Annotated in this window: 20 protein-coding genes and 1 tRNA gene; 7 read left to right on the top strand and 14 right to left on the bottom strand. The window is 70.0% G+C overall.

The annotated features are described in order from the left end of the window. From pknB to E1289_RS21350, 7 genes are all read right to left on the bottom strand, one after another. A partial coding sequence (gene pknB / locus E1289_RS21380; RefSeq protein WP_131982850.1) for a Stk1 family PASTA domain-containing Ser/Thr kinase occupies positions 1–1,758 on the bottom strand: 1,758 nt, incomplete at its 3' end. Positions 1,759–1,780: 22 nt separating this feature from the next. Continuing rightward, on the bottom strand, positions 1,781–3,202 hold the full coding sequence (locus E1289_RS21375) for a serine/threonine-protein kinase (protein ID WP_131982848.1): 1,422 nt from the start codon (positions 3,200–3,202) through the stop codon (positions 1,781–1,783). Then, on the bottom strand, positions 3,199–4,680 hold the full coding sequence (locus E1289_RS21370; RefSeq protein WP_131982846.1) for a penicillin-binding protein 2: 1,482 nt from the start codon (positions 4,678–4,680) through the stop codon (positions 3,199–3,201). The genes E1289_RS21375 and E1289_RS21370 overlap by 4 nt, the downstream gene beginning before the upstream one ends. A gap of 81 nt (positions 4,681–4,761) precedes the next feature. Continuing rightward, positions 4,762–6,348 carry an FtsW/RodA/SpoVE family cell cycle protein gene (locus E1289_RS21365; RefSeq protein WP_131982844.1) on the bottom strand — a complete coding sequence of 529 codons (1,587 nt, stop codon included), beginning with the start codon at positions 6,346–6,348 and terminating at the stop codon, positions 4,762–4,764. Next, positions 6,349–7,908, bottom strand: a complete 1,560-nt coding sequence (locus E1289_RS21360; RefSeq protein ID WP_131982842.1) for a Stp1/IreP family PP2C-type Ser/Thr phosphatase — start codon at positions 7,906–7,908, stop codon at positions 6,349–6,351. Next, positions 7,905–8,402 (bottom strand): FHA domain-containing protein, encoded by a 498-nt coding sequence (locus tag E1289_RS21355; protein WP_131982840.1) that lies wholly within the window; start codon positions 8,400–8,402, stop codon positions 7,905–7,907. The genes E1289_RS21360 and E1289_RS21355 overlap by 4 nt, the downstream gene beginning before the upstream one ends. Before the next feature lie 11 nt (positions 8,403–8,413). Continuing rightward, complete coding sequence (locus E1289_RS21350) at positions 8,414–9,169, bottom strand: DUF3662 and FHA domain-containing protein (RefSeq protein ID WP_021596783.1); 756 nt, start codon at positions 9,167–9,169, stop codon at positions 8,414–8,416. 127 nt (positions 9,170–9,296) lie between these two features. Here E1289_RS21350 and E1289_RS21345 point away from each other — a divergent pair. Further along, positions 9,297–9,379 (top strand) — tRNA-Leu (locus tag E1289_RS21345). A gap of 438 nt (positions 9,380–9,817) precedes the next feature. Here E1289_RS21345 and E1289_RS21340 read toward each other — a convergent pair. From E1289_RS21340 to E1289_RS21330, 3 genes are all read right to left on the bottom strand, one after another. Continuing rightward, complete coding sequence (locus E1289_RS21340; RefSeq protein WP_131982838.1) at positions 9,818–10,975, bottom strand: site-2 protease family protein; 1,158 nt, start codon at positions 10,973–10,975, stop codon at positions 9,818–9,820. 109 nt (positions 10,976–11,084) lie between these two features. Next, the gene (locus tag E1289_RS21335; protein WP_131982836.1) at positions 11,085–11,318 is read right to left on the bottom strand and encodes a hypothetical protein; all 234 of its coding nucleotides are present in this window, start codon (positions 11,316–11,318) and stop codon (positions 11,085–11,087) included. An 83-nt stretch (positions 11,319–11,401) separates the two neighbouring features. After that, positions 11,402–11,833, bottom strand: coding sequence for a hypothetical protein (locus E1289_RS21330; RefSeq protein WP_131982834.1), 432 nt, complete (start codon positions 11,831–11,833; stop codon positions 11,402–11,404). A 142-nt stretch (positions 11,834–11,975) separates the two neighbouring features. Here E1289_RS21330 and E1289_RS21325 point away from each other — a divergent pair, with 142 nt between their 5' ends. Then, a complete protein-coding gene (locus tag E1289_RS21325) occupies positions 11,976–12,779 on the top strand; it encodes an SDR family oxidoreductase (protein ID WP_131982832.1) in 804 nt (267 codons plus the stop codon). A gap of 56 nt (positions 12,780–12,835) precedes the next feature. Here the strand turns inward: E1289_RS21325 and E1289_RS21320 are convergent, their stop codons facing one another. Both E1289_RS21320 and E1289_RS21315 read right to left on the bottom strand, forming a co-directional pair. Further along, the gene (locus E1289_RS21320) at positions 12,836–13,639 is read right to left on the bottom strand and encodes an ATP-grasp domain-containing protein (protein WP_131982830.1); all 804 of its coding nucleotides are present in this window, start codon (positions 13,637–13,639) and stop codon (positions 12,836–12,838) included. A gap of 106 nt (positions 13,640–13,745) precedes the next feature. Next, on the bottom strand, positions 13,746–14,147 hold the full coding sequence (locus tag E1289_RS21315) for an ATP-binding protein (protein WP_131982828.1): 402 nt from the start codon (positions 14,145–14,147) through the stop codon (positions 13,746–13,748). A 210-nt stretch (positions 14,148–14,357) separates the two neighbouring features. Here E1289_RS21315 and E1289_RS21310 point away from each other — a divergent pair, with 210 nt between their 5' ends. The 4 genes from E1289_RS21310 to E1289_RS21295 are packed head-to-tail and all read left to right on the top strand — an operon-like array spanning position 14,358 to position 15,805. Then, the gene (locus tag E1289_RS21310; protein WP_165970565.1) at positions 14,358–15,242 is read left to right on the top strand and encodes a helix-turn-helix transcriptional regulator; all 885 of its coding nucleotides are present in this window, start codon (positions 14,358–14,360) and stop codon (positions 15,240–15,242) included. After that, entirely contained in the window at positions 15,239–15,427 is a 189-nt protein-coding gene (locus E1289_RS21305) for a DUF397 domain-containing protein (RefSeq protein ID WP_131982824.1), read from the top strand. Before E1289_RS21310 ends, E1289_RS21305 begins: the two co-directional genes overlap by 4 nt. After that, positions 15,428–15,616 (top strand): DUF397 domain-containing protein, encoded by a 189-nt coding sequence (locus E1289_RS21300; RefSeq protein WP_131982822.1) that lies wholly within the window; start codon positions 15,428–15,430, stop codon positions 15,614–15,616. After that, positions 15,617–15,805, top strand: a complete 189-nt coding sequence (locus tag E1289_RS21295; RefSeq protein ID WP_131982820.1) for a DUF397 domain-containing protein — start codon at positions 15,617–15,619, stop codon at positions 15,803–15,805. Positions 15,806–15,852: 47 nt separating this feature from the next. Here E1289_RS21295 and E1289_RS21290 read toward each other — a convergent pair whose 3' ends face one another. Both E1289_RS21290 and E1289_RS21285 read right to left on the bottom strand, forming a co-directional pair. Beyond that, positions 15,853–16,329 (bottom strand): GNAT family N-acetyltransferase, encoded by a 477-nt coding sequence (locus tag E1289_RS21290; RefSeq protein ID WP_131982818.1) that lies wholly within the window; start codon positions 16,327–16,329, stop codon positions 15,853–15,855. A 54-nt stretch (positions 16,330–16,383) separates the two neighbouring features. Continuing rightward, positions 16,384–17,772: an MFS transporter gene (locus tag E1289_RS21285; protein ID WP_131982816.1), complete on the bottom strand. Its 1,389-nt coding sequence runs from the start codon at positions 17,770–17,772 to the stop codon at positions 16,384–16,386. 85 nt (positions 17,773–17,857) lie between these two features. Between E1289_RS21285 and E1289_RS21280 the strand changes: the two genes are divergently transcribed. After that, on the top strand, positions 17,858–18,448 hold the full coding sequence (locus tag E1289_RS21280; RefSeq protein ID WP_131982814.1) for a TetR/AcrR family transcriptional regulator: 591 nt from the start codon (positions 17,858–17,860) through the stop codon (positions 18,446–18,448). Positions 18,449–18,453: the final 5 nt, after the last annotated feature.

The following is an 18,453-nucleotide window of genomic DNA, read 5'->3' as shown; positions in this document are numbered from 1 at the left end:
GGGCTGCTCGGTCTCGGGGGGCAGGGCGATGAAGATGGTCACCGTGTCGCCCGGGGCCACCACGGCGTCCGGGCCCGGCTGCTGGTTGAAGACCAGGCCGGGGGCGACCTGGCGGTCGGGCGGCGCCACGGCCTTCTCGACCTTGCACTTCAGCCCGAGGGTGTTCAGCTTGCCGCAGGCGGCCCGCTGGCTGTTGTTGAACAGGTCCGGCACCTTGAGTTCGCTCGGGCCGTTCGAGATCGTCACGGTCACCGTGGCGCCCTTCGGGGCCTTCGAGCCGCCGGACGGGTCGGTGCTGATGACGTTGAGCCGCGGCACGTCGTTGCTGTTGTCGACGCGCTTCTCGACCTCGAAGCCGCGCGCCTCCAGGGTCTTCTTCGCCTGGTCGTACGGCTTGCCGGTCACGTCCGGGACCTCGATCTCCGTGGGCGGCTTCTTGCCCTTGGAGACCAGCAGCGTCACCGTCGTGCCCTCGGGCGCGTTCGTACCGGGCCGCGGGTCGGAGCTCATCACGAACCCGCGCTTGATCTCGTCGCTGTACTCGGTCTTGGGTTGGCCCACCTTGAAACCGAGCTTGGTGAGCTGCGCCGTCGCGTCGGCCTGCGAGACGTTGACGATGCTGTTCGGGATGGCGACCTGCTCGGTGTCGTCGCCGCCGCTGCTCATCATCCAGCCGATGAGCGCCGCGCCGCCGATGAACAGCACGGCGAGGCCGATCCACAGCGCGGCCTTCTTGCCGGCGCCGCCGCGTTCGGGATAGTCATCGTCGTCGTAGCGGGCCGGTGGCAGACCGTAGCCGTTGTCGACCGGCCGCTGCATCTGGGTGCGGGGCGGGGCGCCCCCCGGGTAGCCGCCCATGACCTGCGTGCCCTGGGCCGAGCCCATCAGCATCGTGGACGCGGCCGTGGACGCCACCGGCTGCCCCTGCAGGACGCGCTGGATCTCCTGCCGGAACTCGTTCGCGTTCTGGTAGCGGTGGTCGGCTTCCTTCGCCATCGCCTTCAGCACGATCGCGTCCGCCCACTGCGGGATCTGCGGGTCCACCTGCGACGGCGGAACCGGCTCCTCCCGGACGTGCTGGTAGGCGATCGCGACCGGGGAGTCGCCGGTGAACGGCGGCTTGCCGGTGAGCAGCTCGTAGAGGACGCAACCCGTCGAGTAGATGTCGCTGCGGGCGTCGACGCGCTCACCGCGCGCCTGCTCCGGCGAGAGGTACTGCGCGGTACCGATGACCTGCGCGGTCTGCGTCATGGTGGCGGCCGTGTCGGCCATGGCCCGGGCGATGCCGAAGTCCATGACCTTGACCTCGTGCTGCCGGGTCAGCATCACGTTGGCCGGCTTGATGTCGCGGTGCACGATCCCGCCGCGGTGGCTGTAGTCCAGCGCGCGCAGGATCCCGTCGGTGATCTCCAGCGCCTTGTCGGGGAGCAGCGCGCGGTTCTCCCGCAGCAGGTCGCGCAGCGTGCTCCCGTCCACGTACTCCATGACGATGTACGGGATGGAGGTGTCGCCGATCATGTCCTCGCCGGTGTCGTACACGGCGATGACCGAGGGATGGTTCAGCGACGCGGCCGACTGGGCCTCGCGCCGGAACCGGGCCTGGAACGTGGGGTCGCGAGCCAGGTCGGACCGCAGCGTCTTGACCGCGACCACGCGATCCAGCCGCAGGTCTCGGGCACGGTAGACCTCGGCCATGCCGCCCCGCCCGATCACCGTCTCGAGCTCGTAGCGGCCGCCGAGCAGCCGAGGTTGACTCATATGTGCACTTTCCCTCGTACGTCTACACCTTGTCCTCCGAACCTAGCTTCCCGCTCAGTTCCGGAGAGGGATCCGGGCTCGGAGTTGACGGAGTCGTGGTGCTTCCCGTCGGAGTGGGTGTTGGCTCTGGGGCGGTGGGAGTCGCCCGGGGCGGTTGGCTTGATGGCTTACGTGATGGGGACGCTTCGCGGGTGTCCGGCGTTGACGGACGGATCCTACGCGTCGGGGCGCGCGGCGTGACACTCGGTCTCGGTGTACTGCGGGTCTGGTACGTGGGCGGGGTGGTCGCCGGGGTGCTCGGGGGGACGACCGGGTCGGTCTCGGCGTCGTCCCCGACCGGCAGCGAGGCGGGGGGCCCGGGTGGGTCCCGCTCGTCCTGGCCGGAACCCGCGAGCGCGAACCCCTTCCACAGGGACCCGGCCACGAGGACGCAGACCAGTAAGACCGCCGCGACCGACGCGTATGTCAATGCGGCGCGCCGTTGCCCGCGCACTGACCCCGAGGCGAGGTTATCCGCCCCCGAGGCAGCGTCAAATCCCGACAAAGCCGTCGATTGAGTAACGATCTTCGGGCTGGGCTGCCGACCAGGGGGAACGGTCCGGGAGCCCACCCGCGGAATTCGTCCGGTGCTGAGGGCCGCGCGGATCGCCAGGGCGCGGTCGGCGACCATGCCCGCGTTCGCCGGCCGGTCCGCCGGGTCCTTCGCGAGCAGCTGCATGATCAGCTCGCGGGCGGCCGCCGGGACCCGCGGCGGCAGTTCGGCGGGCGCGTCCCGGACGTGCTTCAGCGCCACCTCCACGGGCGTCGACCCGTCGAACGGCGGCGCGCCCGTCAGGCACTCGTAGGCCACCGCGCCCAGCGAGTACAGGTCCGCGGCCGGGGACAGCTTGTGCCCCTGCGCCTGCTCCGGCGAGATGTAGTGCGCCGTCCCCATGACCATCCCGGTCTGGGTCTGCGACGCCGCGGCCAGCCGCCGCGCGATCCCGAAGTCGGTGATCTTGAGGGTGCCGTCCGGGGACACCATCAGGTTGGCCGGCTTGATGTCGCGGTGCACGACCCCCGCGTCGTGCGCGACGGTCAGCGCCTGCCCCGCCTGCACCATCATGTCCAGCACGGCCTCCAGCGGAAGCCCGCCGTCCCGCGCCAGGATCTCGTCCAGGGGCTCGCCCGGCACCAGCTCCATCACCAGGTACGCCCGGCCCTCGTGCTCGCCGAAGTCGTACGCCCCGGCGATCCCCGGATGCCGCAGCTCCGCCGCGAACCGCGCCTCCGACTCGAACCGGCCCCGTGCCCGCGCGTCCGACCCGAGCTCCAGCCGCAGCAGCTTCACCGCCACCTGCTGCCCGAGCAGCTCGTCGGAGGCTCGCCAGACCTCGCCCATCCCGCCGATCGCCAGCCGCTCCAGCAGCCGGTACCGGTCGTTGAGGACGAGGTCCCCGCTCACTTCTGCAAGACCTTAGCCATGATCCCCCCCGCGAGGGGGCCGGCGTCGCCGCCACCGGAGCCCGGGCCCTCGGTCATCACGGCGAACGCGTAGCGCGGGTTCTCCACCGGGCTGAACCCGATGAACCAGCGGGCGTTCGGGTTGCCCGGGCCCTGCTCGGCCGTGCCGGTCTTGCCGGCGATCCGCATGCCCGACAGGTTCTTCGCGGTGCCCTCGGAGATCACTGCGCGCATCATGTCCTCCAGTTGCCCCGCCTGGCCGCCGGTGATCGGCTGGGCGAACTGCTCCGGCGAGGCGCTGTAGAGCTCACTCTGGTCCTTCGCACGGACCTTCTGCACCACGAACGGGCTCATGATCTTGCCTTCGTTGGCGACCGCGGACGCGACCATCGCCATCTGCAGGGGGGTGGCGCGCACGTTCTCCTGCCCGATGCCGGAGCGGGCCGTCCCGTCCTGCCCGGTCTGGATCGTCTTGCCGTCCGGGCCGGTGTACGACACCGGGACGGAGCTCTCGGCCGCGTACATGTCCGGCTCCAGTTCGACGCGCTTGCCGAACCCGAACTTCGCGGAGCTGTCGGAAAGCTGCTGGATGCCCATCTCGAGCGCCATCTTCCCGAACGAGGTGTTGCACGATTCGGCGAACGCGCCGCGCAGCGGGGCGGTGCCCGCGCAGCTCCCGCTGTCGTGGGAGTTCGGCAGCGGACGCCCCGACTCCGGCAGGATCAGCTGCCCGGTCTGGATGGTGGACCCGCTGTCGATGCCGAGCTCCTGCATCGCGGCCGCCGCCGTCACCGTCTTGAACGACGAGCCGGGCGGGAACGTCTGGCTCAGCGCGTTGTCGACCAGCGGCTTGATCACGCCTTCGCCGTCGTTCAGCTGCTCCAGGCGCTTGCCGCCCTTCTCGCCCTGCTGCGGCGCGACCTCGTTCGGGTCGAACGACGGCCACGACGCCGCGACCTTCAGCGCGCCCGTGCGCACGTCCATCACCACGGCGCCGCCGCGGCGGCCCGGCGAGGTCTTGCCCCGCAGCAGCTGGTACGCGGTCCGCTGCGCCTCCGGGTCGATCGTCAGCTCGATGTTCGCGCCGTCGGCCGGCTTGCCGATGAACGTGTCGAACCAGCGCTGCTGCGTGATGCGCGTGTCCTTGCCGCTCAGCAGCGAGTTGTAGGCCCGCTCGACGCCCGACGCGCCGCCGTTGAAGTACCCCGTCACCGGCGCGAAGATCGGGCCGTCCTTGTACGTCCGGCCGTACTTCGGGTTGTCCTTGCCGGTCGGGTTCGACGTCACCAGGACCTCGCCGCCCGCGGAGATCTGCCCGCGCGGCGAGTTGAACACGTCGGTGAACTGCCGGCTGTTGTTGGCGTCGGTGCGCAGGTCCTCCGCCTGGCTACCCTGGACGTAGTTGATCTGCACCATCAGCCCGAAGAACAGCAGCAACGCGAAGATCGCCACCCGCCGGACCGGCTTGTCCATGTTCATATGGCCTCCCCCCGCTCAGCCGCGATCCGGCCCCGAACCGCGCGGACATCCCCCGTCACGTGCTCGCTCATCGGACCGACGTCACCTCGTGCTCACGATCTGCGTCATGCCCTCGTCCTGGATCGCCTGCGGGGCGGGTTTGCGCGCGTCATGGCTCATCCGCACCAGGATCGCGATCAGGATCCAGTTGGCCATCAGCGACGAGCCGCCCTGGGACAGGAACGGCGTCGTCAGGCCGGTGAGCGGGATGAGCCGGGTGACGCCCCCGACGATCACGAAGACCTGGAGGGCCAGGACGAACGACACACCGCCCGCGAACAGCTTCAGGAACGGGTCGCGTGCCGCCACGGCCGTCTTCATCCCGCGTTGCACGATCAACGAGTAGATCAGCAGCAGCGCCATCAGCCCGGTCAGCCCGAGTTCCTCGCCGATCGAGTCGAAGATGAAGTCGCTGAACGACAGCGGCGTCCGCCACGGCTCGCCCTGCCCGAAGCCCGTCCCGAGCACGCCGCCCTCGGCGAGCGAGAACAGGCCCTTCATCAGCTGCGCGCTGTCGGCGTAGTCGCCGCCGAGCTCGGCGCAGGCGGTGAAGCCGGGCGAGACCGAGCCCTCGGTGTCGTACTTCTCGTAGATCTCGGTGTTCGGGTTGACCGGCACGACCTTGCCGCTGTCCAGCAGGCAGCCGCCGTCGAAGTACGGCTTCGGGTTCAGCCAGATGTCGATGCGCTGGTTCACGTGGCCCATGAACGGCAGCAGCGTCGAGATGAACACGCCGAACGCCAGCAGCCCGACACCGATCACCACCCAGGAGACGCGCTGGGTCGCGATGTAGAGCATCGAGACGAACAGGCCGAAGAACAGCAGCGCGGTACCGAGGTCCTTCTGCAGGAACAGCACGCCCAGGCAGAAGAACCAGATCACCATGATCGGGCCGAGGTCACGGCCCCGCGGCAGGCTGAACGGGCCGACCTTCTTGCCGATCAGCGACATCGCCTGCCGCTTGTTCACCAGGTAGCCGGCGAAGAACACGACCAGCAGGATCTTCGCGAACTCCCCCGGCTGCACCGAGAACGGCCCGACGCTGATCCACACGCGGGCGCCGTTGATCTGCTGCCCGATGCCGGGGACGATCGGGAGCAGCAGCAGGATGACCGCGGTGAGGCCGATCAAGTACGTGTAGCGCTGCGCGGTCTTCGGCGTGAACGACATCGGGGCGTCGGTCTTGTCGGTGTCCCGCATGATCAGCACCGCGGCGACGAACAGCCCGATGCCGACGAACGTCCACATCAGCTGGCTCGGCGCGTCGGCGGCGTCCGGCAGCAGCTTCTTGCCCGCCGCGGCGGCGGCCTTGCGGTCGGCGCTGGTGTCCAGGTCGAGCCGGTAGATCATCGCCAGCCCGATGCCGTTCAGCGCCACCGCCAGCGGCAGCAGCAGCGGATCGGCGTAGGGCGTGAACCTCGTCTGGGCGAGGTAGGCGATGAACGCCAGCACCACCAGGCCGCCGCCGTACACGAACAGTCCGCCGGGGATGCTGCCGTCCCGGGCGAGGCCGACCTCCGCGAACGCCGACAGCGTCAGCACCATCGCGAAGATCAGCAAAGCCAGCGAGGCCGCGTTCCGCCGCTGGTACGGCAGGCGCGACCTGATCTGCTCCCCGAGCTGGTGCATCTAGGATTTCCCTCCGTTGGAGGGGCAGTCCGGGATACGCGAGTCGGGTGCCTTGCACTGGTCGCGGCGGGTGGTGAGCTCCTGCAGCTTCTGCTCCGCCGCCGCCTGCCCGATGAACGCCATGTCGCCCTTGCCGATCGCCGTCGCGTCCGATCCCGGAAGCTCGCCCACCGGGACCTCACTCGTTTTGACGGTCGCGTCTGGGCAGTTGTTCTGATCCTTGCCCTTGACGATGGCGACCTTGCCGCCGCTGTCGACGAGGGAGTACTTGCAGACTGCGCTCTCCAGGGACTTCCACGCGGCGCCGGGGCTGTCCACCGTGTAGGTCTCCCGGACCTGCCGCTGAAGGTCCTGGGGGAGGTCCGCTACCATGATCGACGGGCTGGGCTGCTTCTTGTCCACGCGGGACAGGCTGAGGCCGGGCACCTCCTGCGTCGTCCCGCGGAACAGGACGACCCTTCCGTCCCGCTCACCGATGTAGTAGCCGCTCCGGACGTTCTGCACCAGCACGAACCCGCCCGCGACGACGCCCACCACGACCACGCCGGCGACGACGACCAGCCACGTCCAGCGCCGCGCGCCGCGCCTCGGCCGCTCCATCCCGGCCTGCTGCGCCGTGCCCGGCGGCGGGCCCATCGGCGCCGGGGCCGGGGGCGGCGGCATCTCGTCCACGGCGACCGGCGGCTGCGGCCGCGTCTCGCGCAGCTGCGCCGCCCGCCCGGCCGGCGTGTCCGACACCGTGGTGTTCGCGCCGGGCCCCCCGCCCGGCGGCTCCGGCGGCGTCGCGTTCGCCGCCGCGCCCACCGCCTGGCCCGGCCCGCCCGTCGGCGGCTGCCGGTCGAGGTCGATGACGTCCGCCACCACGCAGGTGATGTTGTCGGGGCCGCCGCCGCGGTTCGCCAGGTCGATCAGCTGCCGGACGGCCTGGTCCGGCTCGGCCACGTCGGTGAGCACCTGGAAGATCGTCTCCGCCGTGACGACGCCCGACAGGCCGTCCGAGCACAGCAGGTAGCGGTCGCCGACCTGCGCCTCCCGCAGCGACAGATCGGGGTCGACCTCGCCGCGGCCGTCCAGCGCCCGCAGCAGCAGCGAACGCTGCGGATGCGACGCCGCCTCGTCCGGGCTGATCCGCCCCTCGTCGACGAGCGACTGCACCAGCGTGTGGTCGTGCGTGATCTGGAAGAGGCTGCCGTCCCGCAGCAGGTACGCGCGGGAGTCCCCGATATGGACCAGCGCGACCTGGTTGCCCGCCCACAGCATCGCCGTCAGCGTCGTCCCCATGCCCTGCAGGGCCGGGTCGGACTCCACGATGCGGTGCAGGTTGTCGTTGGCGGCCTTGACCGTGTGCTCCAGCGCCGCCAGCAGCTCCGTCGCGGGGAGGTCCTTGTCGAGCGCCCGCAGCGCCTCGATCGCCGCGGCGCTCGCGATCTCGCCGCCGACGTGCCCGCCCATCCCGTCGGCCACCGCGAGCAGGTGCGCGCCCGCGTACGCCGAGTCCTCGTTGCCCTCGCGCAGCATGCCGACGTCGGAGCGCGCCGCGTAGCGGATTCCCAGGGTCATTTGCGCAGCTCGATCACGGTCTTGCCGATACGGACCGGGACGCCCGGTGGGATCGGCATCGGCCGGCTCACCTTCGTGCGTCCGAGATATGTCCCATTGGTCGAGCCGAGATCTTCCACGATCCACTGACCGTCCTGCGCATAAAGTCGGGCATGCCGGCTCGAAGCGTAGTCGTCGGTGACAACGAGCGTGGCGTCATTCGCCCGACCAATGGTGATGGGCACCCCGGTGAGGTCTATGACGGTGCCGGCCCGCTCGCCCTGGACGACCACCAATTTCGTTGGGGCGCCCTGCTGGGCGCTGCGCTGCGGTCGCGGCGGCTTGGGCTGCCTGGCCGCCTTGGGGGGCCGGGGCTGGGACGCGCGACCGGCCGCCTTCGACGCGGCCTTCGAGCCGAACAGGTCGGCCCTGATCACGCCGACGGCCGCGATGACGAACAGCCACAGCACCGCGAGGAACGCCAGCTTGATCAGCGTGAGGGTGAATGGGGACATCGGAGTCGGGGTTACTCCCTATCGCGGCGGAACACAAGGGTGGTCCGGCCCATCGTGACCCGGGAGCCGTCTACCAGCGTCACCCGCCGGATCGGCTGCCCGTTCACGAACGAGCCGTTGGTCGACCCTAGATCCACGAGAGCGATTTCGGGACCTTCTACGCGTATCTCGGCATGATGCCGGGATACCCCGGGATCGACGAGGCGCAGGTCGCAGTCGGTGCCGCGACCCAGCAGCGTCACAGGTGTGTTGATCTCATAGGTGCGTTGCGTCGTGTCCGAGCCCTCCACCGCCGTGGTCACCAGAAGCCGCGGATGCCCGCCGAAGACGCCCCCGCGCCCGCCCTGCGGCACATCGCTCACCGGCTGGCGGATCTCCCCGCCCTCCACGGTCGAGCCCCTGATCACCCCCGACCTGATCCGGAACATGCCCGTCGCGAGATCGCCCGCGTTCTCGAACCGCACCCGCACCGGCCCCACGAAGGAGTACCCCTGTTCCTTCGCGTACTCGCGCGCGAGATTCGCCAGCTCCTGGCTCAGGCTGTCGGCGTACACCTGCAGCCGCTGCCCGTCCTGCTGAGATATCTCCACGACGAAGTCGTTCGGAACCAGCGTGCGGCCCTGTGCCACGATCGCCGCCCGATCGTCCATCTCGCGCTGCACAGCACTGGCCACCTCGACCGGCTGCAGCTCGGACTTGAAGGCACGTGCGAAGGCCCCTTCGACCATGCCCTCAAGCCGTCGCTCGAAGCGCTGAATGACGCCCACGGGCACCTCCCTTCCCCACTGGTAGACGATCGTATCGGTGCAAAGGTTCGCTCGGCGTATCCGGATACCTAACCACCACTCTGACCGTGCTAGCCTTTTCAGGCACCCGGAAACGGGTGCACACCCGGGGCGGGTGGCGGAACGGCAGACGCGCACGGTTCAGGTCCGTGTGTCCGAAAGGATGTGAGGGTTCAAATCCCTCTCCGCCCACGAACGAGTTGGGAGTACTGTGCCCGCGGAGAGCGCGGGCCGGTACTCCTTCTTTGTGTCCGCCCAGGGGGCGACCCCCTGGAACCCCCGATGCGGGGGCTCCGCCCCCACGCCCCCTGGTGGTTGATGTCCTTGTGGGCGTACGGGTCGTCGTCACCTGATGCTCTTGCGCGGGCGTCGCCCGCATATTGGGGGCTTCGCCCCCTTGCCCCCCGGTGGGGGGTGTCTGTGCGGTGATCGGGGTCACTGTCGCCTGGTGTGCCTGCGTGGGCTTTGTCCGCCTATTGGGGGCGTCGCCGCGTCGCCCCGCTATAGCCGGCGGGTGCGTGGGTGTGTGGGGAAGTCGGGGCGCCTCTTCGGGGTGCCCGTGGGTCGCAGGCATGGTTCCACTTTCCCCGCTTCCGGACGCTGTGACCAGGGGGCATGAAGGGTTTTACGTCAGGACGGCCAGGTGCCTTGGTCGGGTCGGGGGGCGGCGCGGAGTTCGGCGGTCTGCAGTGCGCGGGCTATGTCGCTTGCGGTGATCAAGCCGAGCACGTGGCCCGCCTCGTCCAGGATCACGGCGCGGCCGTCGGTGCACCCTTCCATGCGTGGGAGGAGGTCCGTCAGCAGCTCGTCCGGGGCTGCCGTGGGGACCTCGTCCGGGGGGCAGGCTATGTCGGCCAGGCGGAGGGCGTGGCGCTGGTCGGGTGGGGTGGCGCGGACGCGGTTCAGCGTGACCAGACCGGCGAGACGGCCGTTCTCGACCAGGGGGTAGGTGGAGTAGCGGTGCGTCAGGACGACGTTGTTGATGAGCTCCTGCACCGTGGTTTCTGCGTCCATCACCAGGGGGTCGCGCGTCATCACGTCGGCGGTGCGGACGTCGTGGAGGGCGGCCTGGACGCGCGTCTGCTGCTCCTCGGCGCTGGCGGCGGTGACCAGGAAGAAGCCGATCAGGGCGAGCCACAGTCCGCCGAAACCGGCGCCGATCACGAACTGGACGAAGCCGAGGGCGATCAGGGTCAGGCCGAAGACGCGTCCGGCGCGGGCGGCGGTGACGGCGGCGCCGGTGCGGTCGCCGCGCCGCCACCACAGGAACGCCCGCAGGACCCGGCCGCCGTCCAGCGGCGCCGCCGGGATCATGTTGAAGACCGCGAGGATCACGTTGAGGCCGGCGAGGTAGGCGAGCGTCCCGACGACGAGGCCCGGGCCGTCGACGGCCGCCGCCAGCGTGGCCAGGACCGCGAAGACCGCGCCCACGACCAGGCTGGTGACGGGGCCGACGATGGCGATGCGCAGGTCGGCGCCGGAGGTCCGCGGTTCGCCGCGGAGCTGGGCCACGCCGCCCAGCAGCCACAGGGTGATGCCCTCGACCTCGACGCCGTTGCGGCGCGCCACGACCGCGTGCGCGAGCTCGTGGGCGAGCAGGGACGCCAGCAGGAGGATCGCGCTGATGAGCCCCGCCACGAGGTAGGCCCAGGTGGCGTGGTCCGGATACACCTCCGGGAATCGGCCGAACGCCAGCCCGAACACCAGGATCACCACGATCACCAGCACGCTGACATTGAGGCCGACTCTGATTCCGGCGATATGACCGAGGCGAATCGACTCACGCATCCGGGCTCCTTCTCCTGCGATTCACTTGTGGACCCGTGACGCGAGGCCGCGGAACTTGATCGCATACCCCCGGGGCGGGCCGGTCATGCCGCGACCGCCCCCGCACCGGTCAGGCGGAGATGCGTTGGCGCAGGTGTTCCTTACCCTGCTCGGCGCCCTTGCGGCTCTCGGCCTGGGCACGGCGGAAGAGATCCGCCAGTTCGGTGTCGCCCGCGCGCTCGGCGTCGTTGATGTAGGTCTCCAGCCGCAGCGCGTTGCTCAGGCACTGCTCGACGAACCAGATCAGGTTGTATTCCTTGTCCTTCGTCCCGGTGATTCCACCGGTCTCCTGTGTCGCGCTCATGGGTCTGCCTCCCTTTGGGTCTCGTGCCGGCCGTCCGGCCGACTGCGCGTCCCCTACCCGTGAGGCCATGGCCCATGCTCGGTTCAGGGGCGCGGGGAGATTCTGATGGCCGTGCGGCTTCCCGCCGATTCGCCGACCTCTATCTGGACGGAGCCTGTCTGGAGCTTTCCGCCCGCGCCGCCGACGGACGCCGTGAAGCCGGACGGGTCGGTGACCGTGAAGGTGTCACCGGCACTGACGACCGTCAGCGGCTCGGTGTCGACCACGGTGCCGAAGCGAAGGATGTCGCCCTTCCTGACCACGACCTCGCACTCGCCGTCCTGGCAGGCGGCCAGGTCTCGTCCGTCCGCGGCTGTCCTCGGGATCGGCACGCCCTGGCTCGGTGTGGCGCTGGTCGGCGGTGGCGTCGAGGGCGGAACCGGCGTGGGCGGGGTCGTCGCCGACTCGCCGCCCCCGCACGCCGTGAGGAGGAGGGCGGGGAGCAGCGCCGGAACGAGAAGGGGGGAGCGGTTCATGGTGGGCCGTTCGGTTGTGTGCGGTGTTCGGGCGACTACCTTACGTGTTCGGTTGTGCGACGTGCATCCGGCTGTCGGGCGGCGGGGTTCATGGGGTGAGGCACGTCCGGAGGGGCGTGCTCACCTATGCGAAGGGGACTTCATGGATCTGCAGCTCACCGGCCGGGTCGCGGTCGTCACGGGTGCGTCCAAGGGGATCGGGCTGGCCGTCACGCGGACGTTGCTCGGGGAGGGCGCCCGGGTGGTCGCCGTGTCCCGCAAGCCCGGGGAACTGGACGCGCTCGCCGGTCCGGAACTGCTGCACGTGGCGGCCGACCTGATGGACCCGGACGCCCCTATGCAGGCGGTGGAGCGTGCGGTGGAGGCGTTCGGCGGGCTCGACGTCCTGGTCAACAACGCGGGCGGGCCGCCTCCCGGTGCGCGGCTGCCGAGGTTCGGCTTCGGCGGCCTGTCGGACGACGACTGGCGTGACATGTTCGAGTTCAACCTGTACGCCGTCGTCCGGGCGGTGCGCGCGGCGATCCCGCATCTGCTGAAGAGCGACGCGGCGTCGATCGTGAACGTCTCGTCGGGGAACGCGCGTCGGCCCGGGCCGATGAACTTCGACTACAACGCGGCGAAGGCCGCCGTGACCAACCTGACGAAGGGGCTGTCGGAGGAGTTCGGGCCGCAGGGCATCCGGGTCAACACGGTCTCGCCGGGGCCGGTGCTGACGCCGTGGTGGACGGACGAGGGCGGCGCGGCGGACATCATCGCCGGGGCCACGGGGTCCGACCGCGGCACGGTGCTGGAGCGCGGTGCGGCGGAGATGATGAGCCTCACGACCGGCCGTCTCACCGACCCGCAGGAGATCGCGGACGTGGTCGCGCTGCTGGCGTCGCCGCGCTCGGCGAGCACGACGGGCGCGGATTTCGCGGTCGACTCGGGATTCCTGAAGGAGATCTGACCCATCGCGTGCGGGCCCCGGCCGCTGTCGGCCGGGGCTCGCGGTGCGATCGTCGTCTACCCCTCGATGTCCAGGTCCACCTGGTCGATGACCCAGTCGTGGTCTGCCGCTGCTGCGTCGTGGTCGAGGCAGGAGCGGGCCAGGACGTGGAGGACCTGCTCTGGGTCGCAGCCGTAGAGGCCCGCACCCCAGGCCGCGTTGGCTTCTACTACCGCCCAGCCACGGTCGCGGATTCGTCCCACGTCCAGGACGGTCGCGGGCGGGACCGGGACTTCGGCGAGGACTTCTTCGGCGTACTGCCTTGCCTGCTGCACGTCGGCGTCTGGAGCTTCCCAGGTCCCATCTGGGGTGAGGGCGAGTTCTCCATGCAGCAGGTAGGGCGACATGGTGACGACCGTGCCCTCAAGGATGTGGCAGCGGAATTCGACGTCCCACGTTACGGGCTCGCAGGTGAACACTGGGGTGTCGTCTGGGAGGACGTCCCGCCCGGGGAGTTCGTCGGGGGTCGTGTAGACCTTGCCCTCGAATGCCTTCCGGCCGTCCGAAGGCTTGACGAACGTCGCTTCGGGGAGGGTGCGCCGGACGTCTCCCAATGTCGACATGTCGATGTGTCGACGTCGATGCCGCTCAGGGAGGCCCGGCAGCCATCCGGGCGCGACATCGAGGAGCCGCACGCCGAGCTGTGCCGCGATGACCTCGACGAACGTCGGTTCGCCGTACAGGGCCGTGTCCTGCCCGCGCAGGTGGTCCGGAGCGCGCCACCCGCCGAGCCGTTCCGCCTTCCAGCCCAGGCGCCCGGCCGCGGCCCGCAGCGCCTTGGAGTCGGACGTGTACCGAGGTGAAAGGACGAGGAGCGGCATCGGGCAAGACTAAATGGTCCAAAAGGCGGCGGAGGTTGCTTCCTCGGCACCGAGGGCGGAAGGCCGGACGCCGATCCGTCGGCGGCTCTTGGCGCGTTGGCGGGTGTTATCGCAAGGGACGGATCGCATGGAACTCCGCCCATACGGCCGTGCCGTTCAGTGCGGGGTGCGTTCCCCAGCTCTTCGAAAGCGCGTCGACCAGCAGTAGGCCGCGACCGTCCTCCGAGCACGGATCGTGGCGCACACGAGGCCGGCCCTGGGTGCCGCCCTGATCCAGGACGGTCACGCGTAGCACGTCCTCGCCCGTGCTCACGATGACGGTCACCTCGCCGTCGCCCGTCCCGGACGCGGTGTGCTCGCAGGCGTTCGCAACGAGTTCGTCCACGCAGAGGACGATGTCGGCCATGGCTTCGTCCTCGATGTGCGGAGCCAGGCCGCGGACGAACGTCCGTGCAGTCTGTGCGGACTTCGGCACGCCCGGCATCGTGATCGTCCCGAGCAGCTTCATTTGGTCGGACCTCCGACCCCGGTCTCACACTGCGTCATCGTTCCACTCCTTCTGGTGAGAGTCGTCCGCCAGCATGAATGGCCAGGTGAGGCCGCACAATCGATCTCAATGACAAGGGGAGCGAAGGACTTTGGGAGTTGAGGAAGGCGGGATATCCCCATCTTCATGACCGCCATGACAACGTGTTGTCAGTCACTCACACTTGGTGATATGCCGAAGCGACCCCCCACCGTCCGCCGAAGGCGACTCGGTGCCCAGCTACGCAAGATCCGCGAAGAACGCGGCCTCACCCTGGACGAGGCCGCGGCGCTCCTCAGCATGTCCAAGAGCGCCATAAGCCGAATGGAGAACGCCCAGGTAGTAGCCCGGACCCACGAGGTCAACTACATCGCCATGATGTACGGCCTGCCGGAGGACGACGACTTGAGGGTCGCACTGGTCGGCCTCGCCACCGGCGGCCGCTCCCGCGACTGGATCAGGCGCCACAAACTCCCAGGGAAGGGGCCCAACTACGGCGAATACGTACTCCTCGAACAGGACTCCTCGGAGTTGTTCGCCTACCACGCCGACGTCATTCCCGGGCTCCTCCAGACACCGGAGTACGCCCGCGCCGTCATGACGTCCGTACCTAGCAGCGGCGCGAAGGACATCGATCAGTTGGTGGCCTACCGCATGGCACGAAAGGAGGCACTCACCAGAACTGAACCTCTTTCGATCAGCGCCGTGGTCGGGGAAGCAGCGATCTGCCAATGGATGGGCGGACGCGAGGTCATGATCGCCCAACTCCAGTACCTGCTTGAGCTCACCGAGTGGCCGAACATCGAACTGCGCGTTCTGCCGTTCACTGCCACCAGGAACCCTGGTGTTGACGGATCGTTCGCCGTCCTGCACGTTGAAGCGGGGAACTTCCCCATCGTGATCGTTGATGGGCTCCAGCGACGGATCTTCATCGACGAGGACGAAGGCGTCGCCGCTTACCGGGCCATCCAGGTGGAACTCCGCAGGATCGCTCTCACGGAGGCTCAGACCCGCGAACGAATCGAACAGGCGGTCTGGACTCTCCGAACTGGTGCGGCGGGAGGGAACAGCAGGTGACCGACTGGCGGAAGAGCAGCCACAGTGGCAGCTACCCGGAGACCTGCGTTGAGTGTGCGGCTCTGGCTCCGGCACCGAATGCCGTAGTTGGCATCCGCGACTCCACGGATCCGCGAGGGCCGCGTCTGGCCTTGACTCCCGATGCGTGGCGGGCGCTCCTCGTCCGGCTCAAGGGTGAGATGTAGATGCTTGACTGGCGGAAGAGCAGTCACAGTGGCAGCCAGCCGCAAAATTGTGTCGAATGCGCGCCCCTGGCCTCGGCGCCGAATGCCGTCGTCGGCATCCGGGACTCCACGGATCCGCAGGGCCCGCGGCTGGTCATGACGCCGGAGGCGTGGCGGACGCTCCTCGTCCGGCTCAAGGGTGAGATGTAGATGCTTCACTGGCGGAAGAGCAGCCACAGTGCCAGCCAGTCTGAGACCTGCGTCGAATGCGCGGCCCTGGCTCCGGCGCCGAATGCCGTGGTCGGCATCCGGGACTCCACGGATCCGCAGGGGCCGCGGCTGGTCATGACGCCGGAGGTGTGGCGGGCGTTGCTCGTTCGGCTCAAGGGCGATGCGTAGGGCCTGAATCCCCGCTCCGGCGGGTTCGGTTGCAGGGTGCCGGTGCCTTACAGGTCTTTGACGTAGCGGTGGACCGGGACGGGGACGGTGCCGGTCGCGGTGGGGGCCCGGTAGGTCAAGGGGCCGGTGTCGCGCCAGCCGTGCAGTTCGTAGAAGCGGCGGGCCCGGGTGTTGCCGGGGACGACCGCGAGCCACGCCTCGCTGTGTCGTCCCCGGAAGCGGTCCTCCGCGGCCTGGAGGAGGGCGCCGCCGACGCCCTGGCCGCGGGCGGAGCCGTCCACGGCCAGCTGGATGACCTCGCCGTCCTCGTCCCCGAGGATGATCAAACCGATAAGGCGGTCGTCGGCGTCGGCGGCCACCAGGGTCGTGCCCAGGTACTTCTCGGCGTGCGCGGCGAAGTGCTCGGGGCCTCGGGCGGCCATCAGCTCGGAGGGGACGTGACCCTCGTGCCCGTCGAGCCAGGCCGCCCGCCAGAGCGGGGACAGTCGCGGCAGGTCGGCCTGGCGGGCGGGTCTCACGATCATCGGTCACCTCCGGGTGGGCTCAACGTGCATCGTGCCTTTCGCGTCCGACATCCTTCATCGTGCGCGGCCGGGTGTCAGGACGGCGGCGGCCGCGGCTGAGACGGCGGCGGCGACCGCGGCGAGGACGAAGCCGTTCGTGAAGCCGGAGAGCGTGTCGCCGACGAGGCTGGCGGCGGCGACGCTGGAGATCACGGCGGCGCCGATGGACGCGCCGAACTCGTGGAACGTGCTGACGATGCCCGAGGCGATGCCGGACTCGTGCGGCGCCACCTGGCCGAGGGCGGTCGCCGACGCGACGACGAACATCGCGCCGGTCCCGGCTCCCGCGACGGCGGTGCCGACCACCACGGTCGCCGGGTGCATCGAGATGGCGGGGACGGCCATGCCGAGCGCGGCGGTCAGCAGGCCGGTCACGGCGAGCAGGCGCGCGCCCGCCGTGCCGATCGCCCGGCCGGTGAGGTGGGCGCCGAGCATCGTCGCGATCGCGACCGGCAGGAACAGCAGGCCGGTCTGGAGGGCGTTGAAGTCCTCCGCGTGCTGGAAGTAGAAGGTGCCCAGGAAGAACACCGCGATCATCAGGGCGGTCGCCATCAGGATCAGGAACGTGCCGGTGGCCACCGGGCGCCGGGCCAGCAGCGCGACGTCCATCATGGGGGACTTCGCGGTCTTCTGCCGGGCGACGAACGCCACGTAGCCGACGGCGGCGAGCAGCACGAGCGTCCCGGTCGCGATGGTGAGCCAGCCGTCGTCCCCGGCGCGGATGAACGCGTAGATCAGTGCGGCGGACGAGGCGGTGACCAGCAGCGCGCCGAGCACGTCCAGGCCGGGACGCGGCGCGGTCACCTTCTGGGCCGGCAGCATCCGGGCGAGGGCGACGAAGATGATCAGCCCGATGGGGACGTTGACGTAGAACACCCAGGGCCAGCCGGGGCCCGCGGTGAGCAGCCCGCCCAGCAGAACGCCGAGTGCGGCGCCGCCTCCGCCGAGCGCCGACCAGACACCGAGCGCCTTGTTGCGTTCTTCGCCGTCGAACAGGTGCACCACGAGCGACAGCGCGGACGGCGACAGCAGCGCCGCGCCGACGCCCTGCGCGATGCGCCCGCCGAGCAGCGGGGCGGCCGAGCCGGCGAAGCCGGTCACCAGTGACGCCGCGGTGAAGACCAGCAGGCCGGTGAGCACGACGCGTTTCGCGCCGATCAGGTCGGCGGCGCGCCCGCCGAGGAGCATCAGGCCGCCGAAGGTCAGGGTGTACGCGCTGACCGTCCAGGTGACGGCCTGGCGGCTCAGGCCGAGGTCGGCCTCGATGTTCGGCAGCGCGATGGCCACGACGGTGACGTCGAGGATCAGCATGAGCTGGGCGACGCCGAGGAATCCGAGGATGCGCCATCGCAGCGGGTTGGGCGCGCTCTGCGGCGCGGACGGGTCTTGGACGTGCTGCGTCATTCCGCTCTCCCTAAGTCGTACATCGGTATACGAGTTATGGAGTGAGAGTAACACGTACACCGCCGTACGAGTTAGGGTGCGGAGCATGACCACGGCCCCTCCCGGACGGCGCCGGCGCGCGGACGCCGAGCGCAGCATCGCCCGCATCGTCTCCGCGGCCCGCGAAAGCCTGAGCAGGGACCCGAGCGCGAGCATCGACGACATCGCCAAGGCCGCCGGGGTGGGCCGGATGACGCTCTACGGCCACTTCCGCAACCGGGCGGAACTGATCGAGGCCGCCCTGGGCGATGCCCTGCGCGCGGGTGAGGAGGTGCTGTCGGCCGTCGATCTCACCGGCGACGCGCGAGACGCCCTGACCCGGTTGCTCGAATCGAGCTGGTCGCTGGTGGCCGAGTCCACGGCGTTGCTGGCGGCGGCCCAGGGGACCCTGCCGGACGGACGCGTCCGCCAGCTGCACGCCGCCCCCGCCGAGCGCGTCGAGGACCTGCTCCGCCGGGGCCAGGACCAGGGCGCGTTCCGCACCGACCTGCCGATGTCCTGGCTGGTCAGCGTCATCCAGCACGTCCTGCACGGTGCCGCCGAGGAGAACCGGGCCGGGCGCCTGAGCCCGGAGGAGACCCCCGGTGTCGTCGTCGCGACCGTGCAGTCGATCCTGGCGGTCCCGCCGGCGCGCTGACCGGC

The sequence above is a fragment of the Actinomadura sp. 6K520 genome (assembly GCF_004349245.1).
In the GTDB taxonomy this organism is placed as follows: domain Bacteria; phylum Actinomycetota; class Actinomycetes; order Streptosporangiales; family Streptosporangiaceae; genus Spirillospora.
This window is presented reverse-complemented; position numbering and strand designations above follow the sequence as displayed.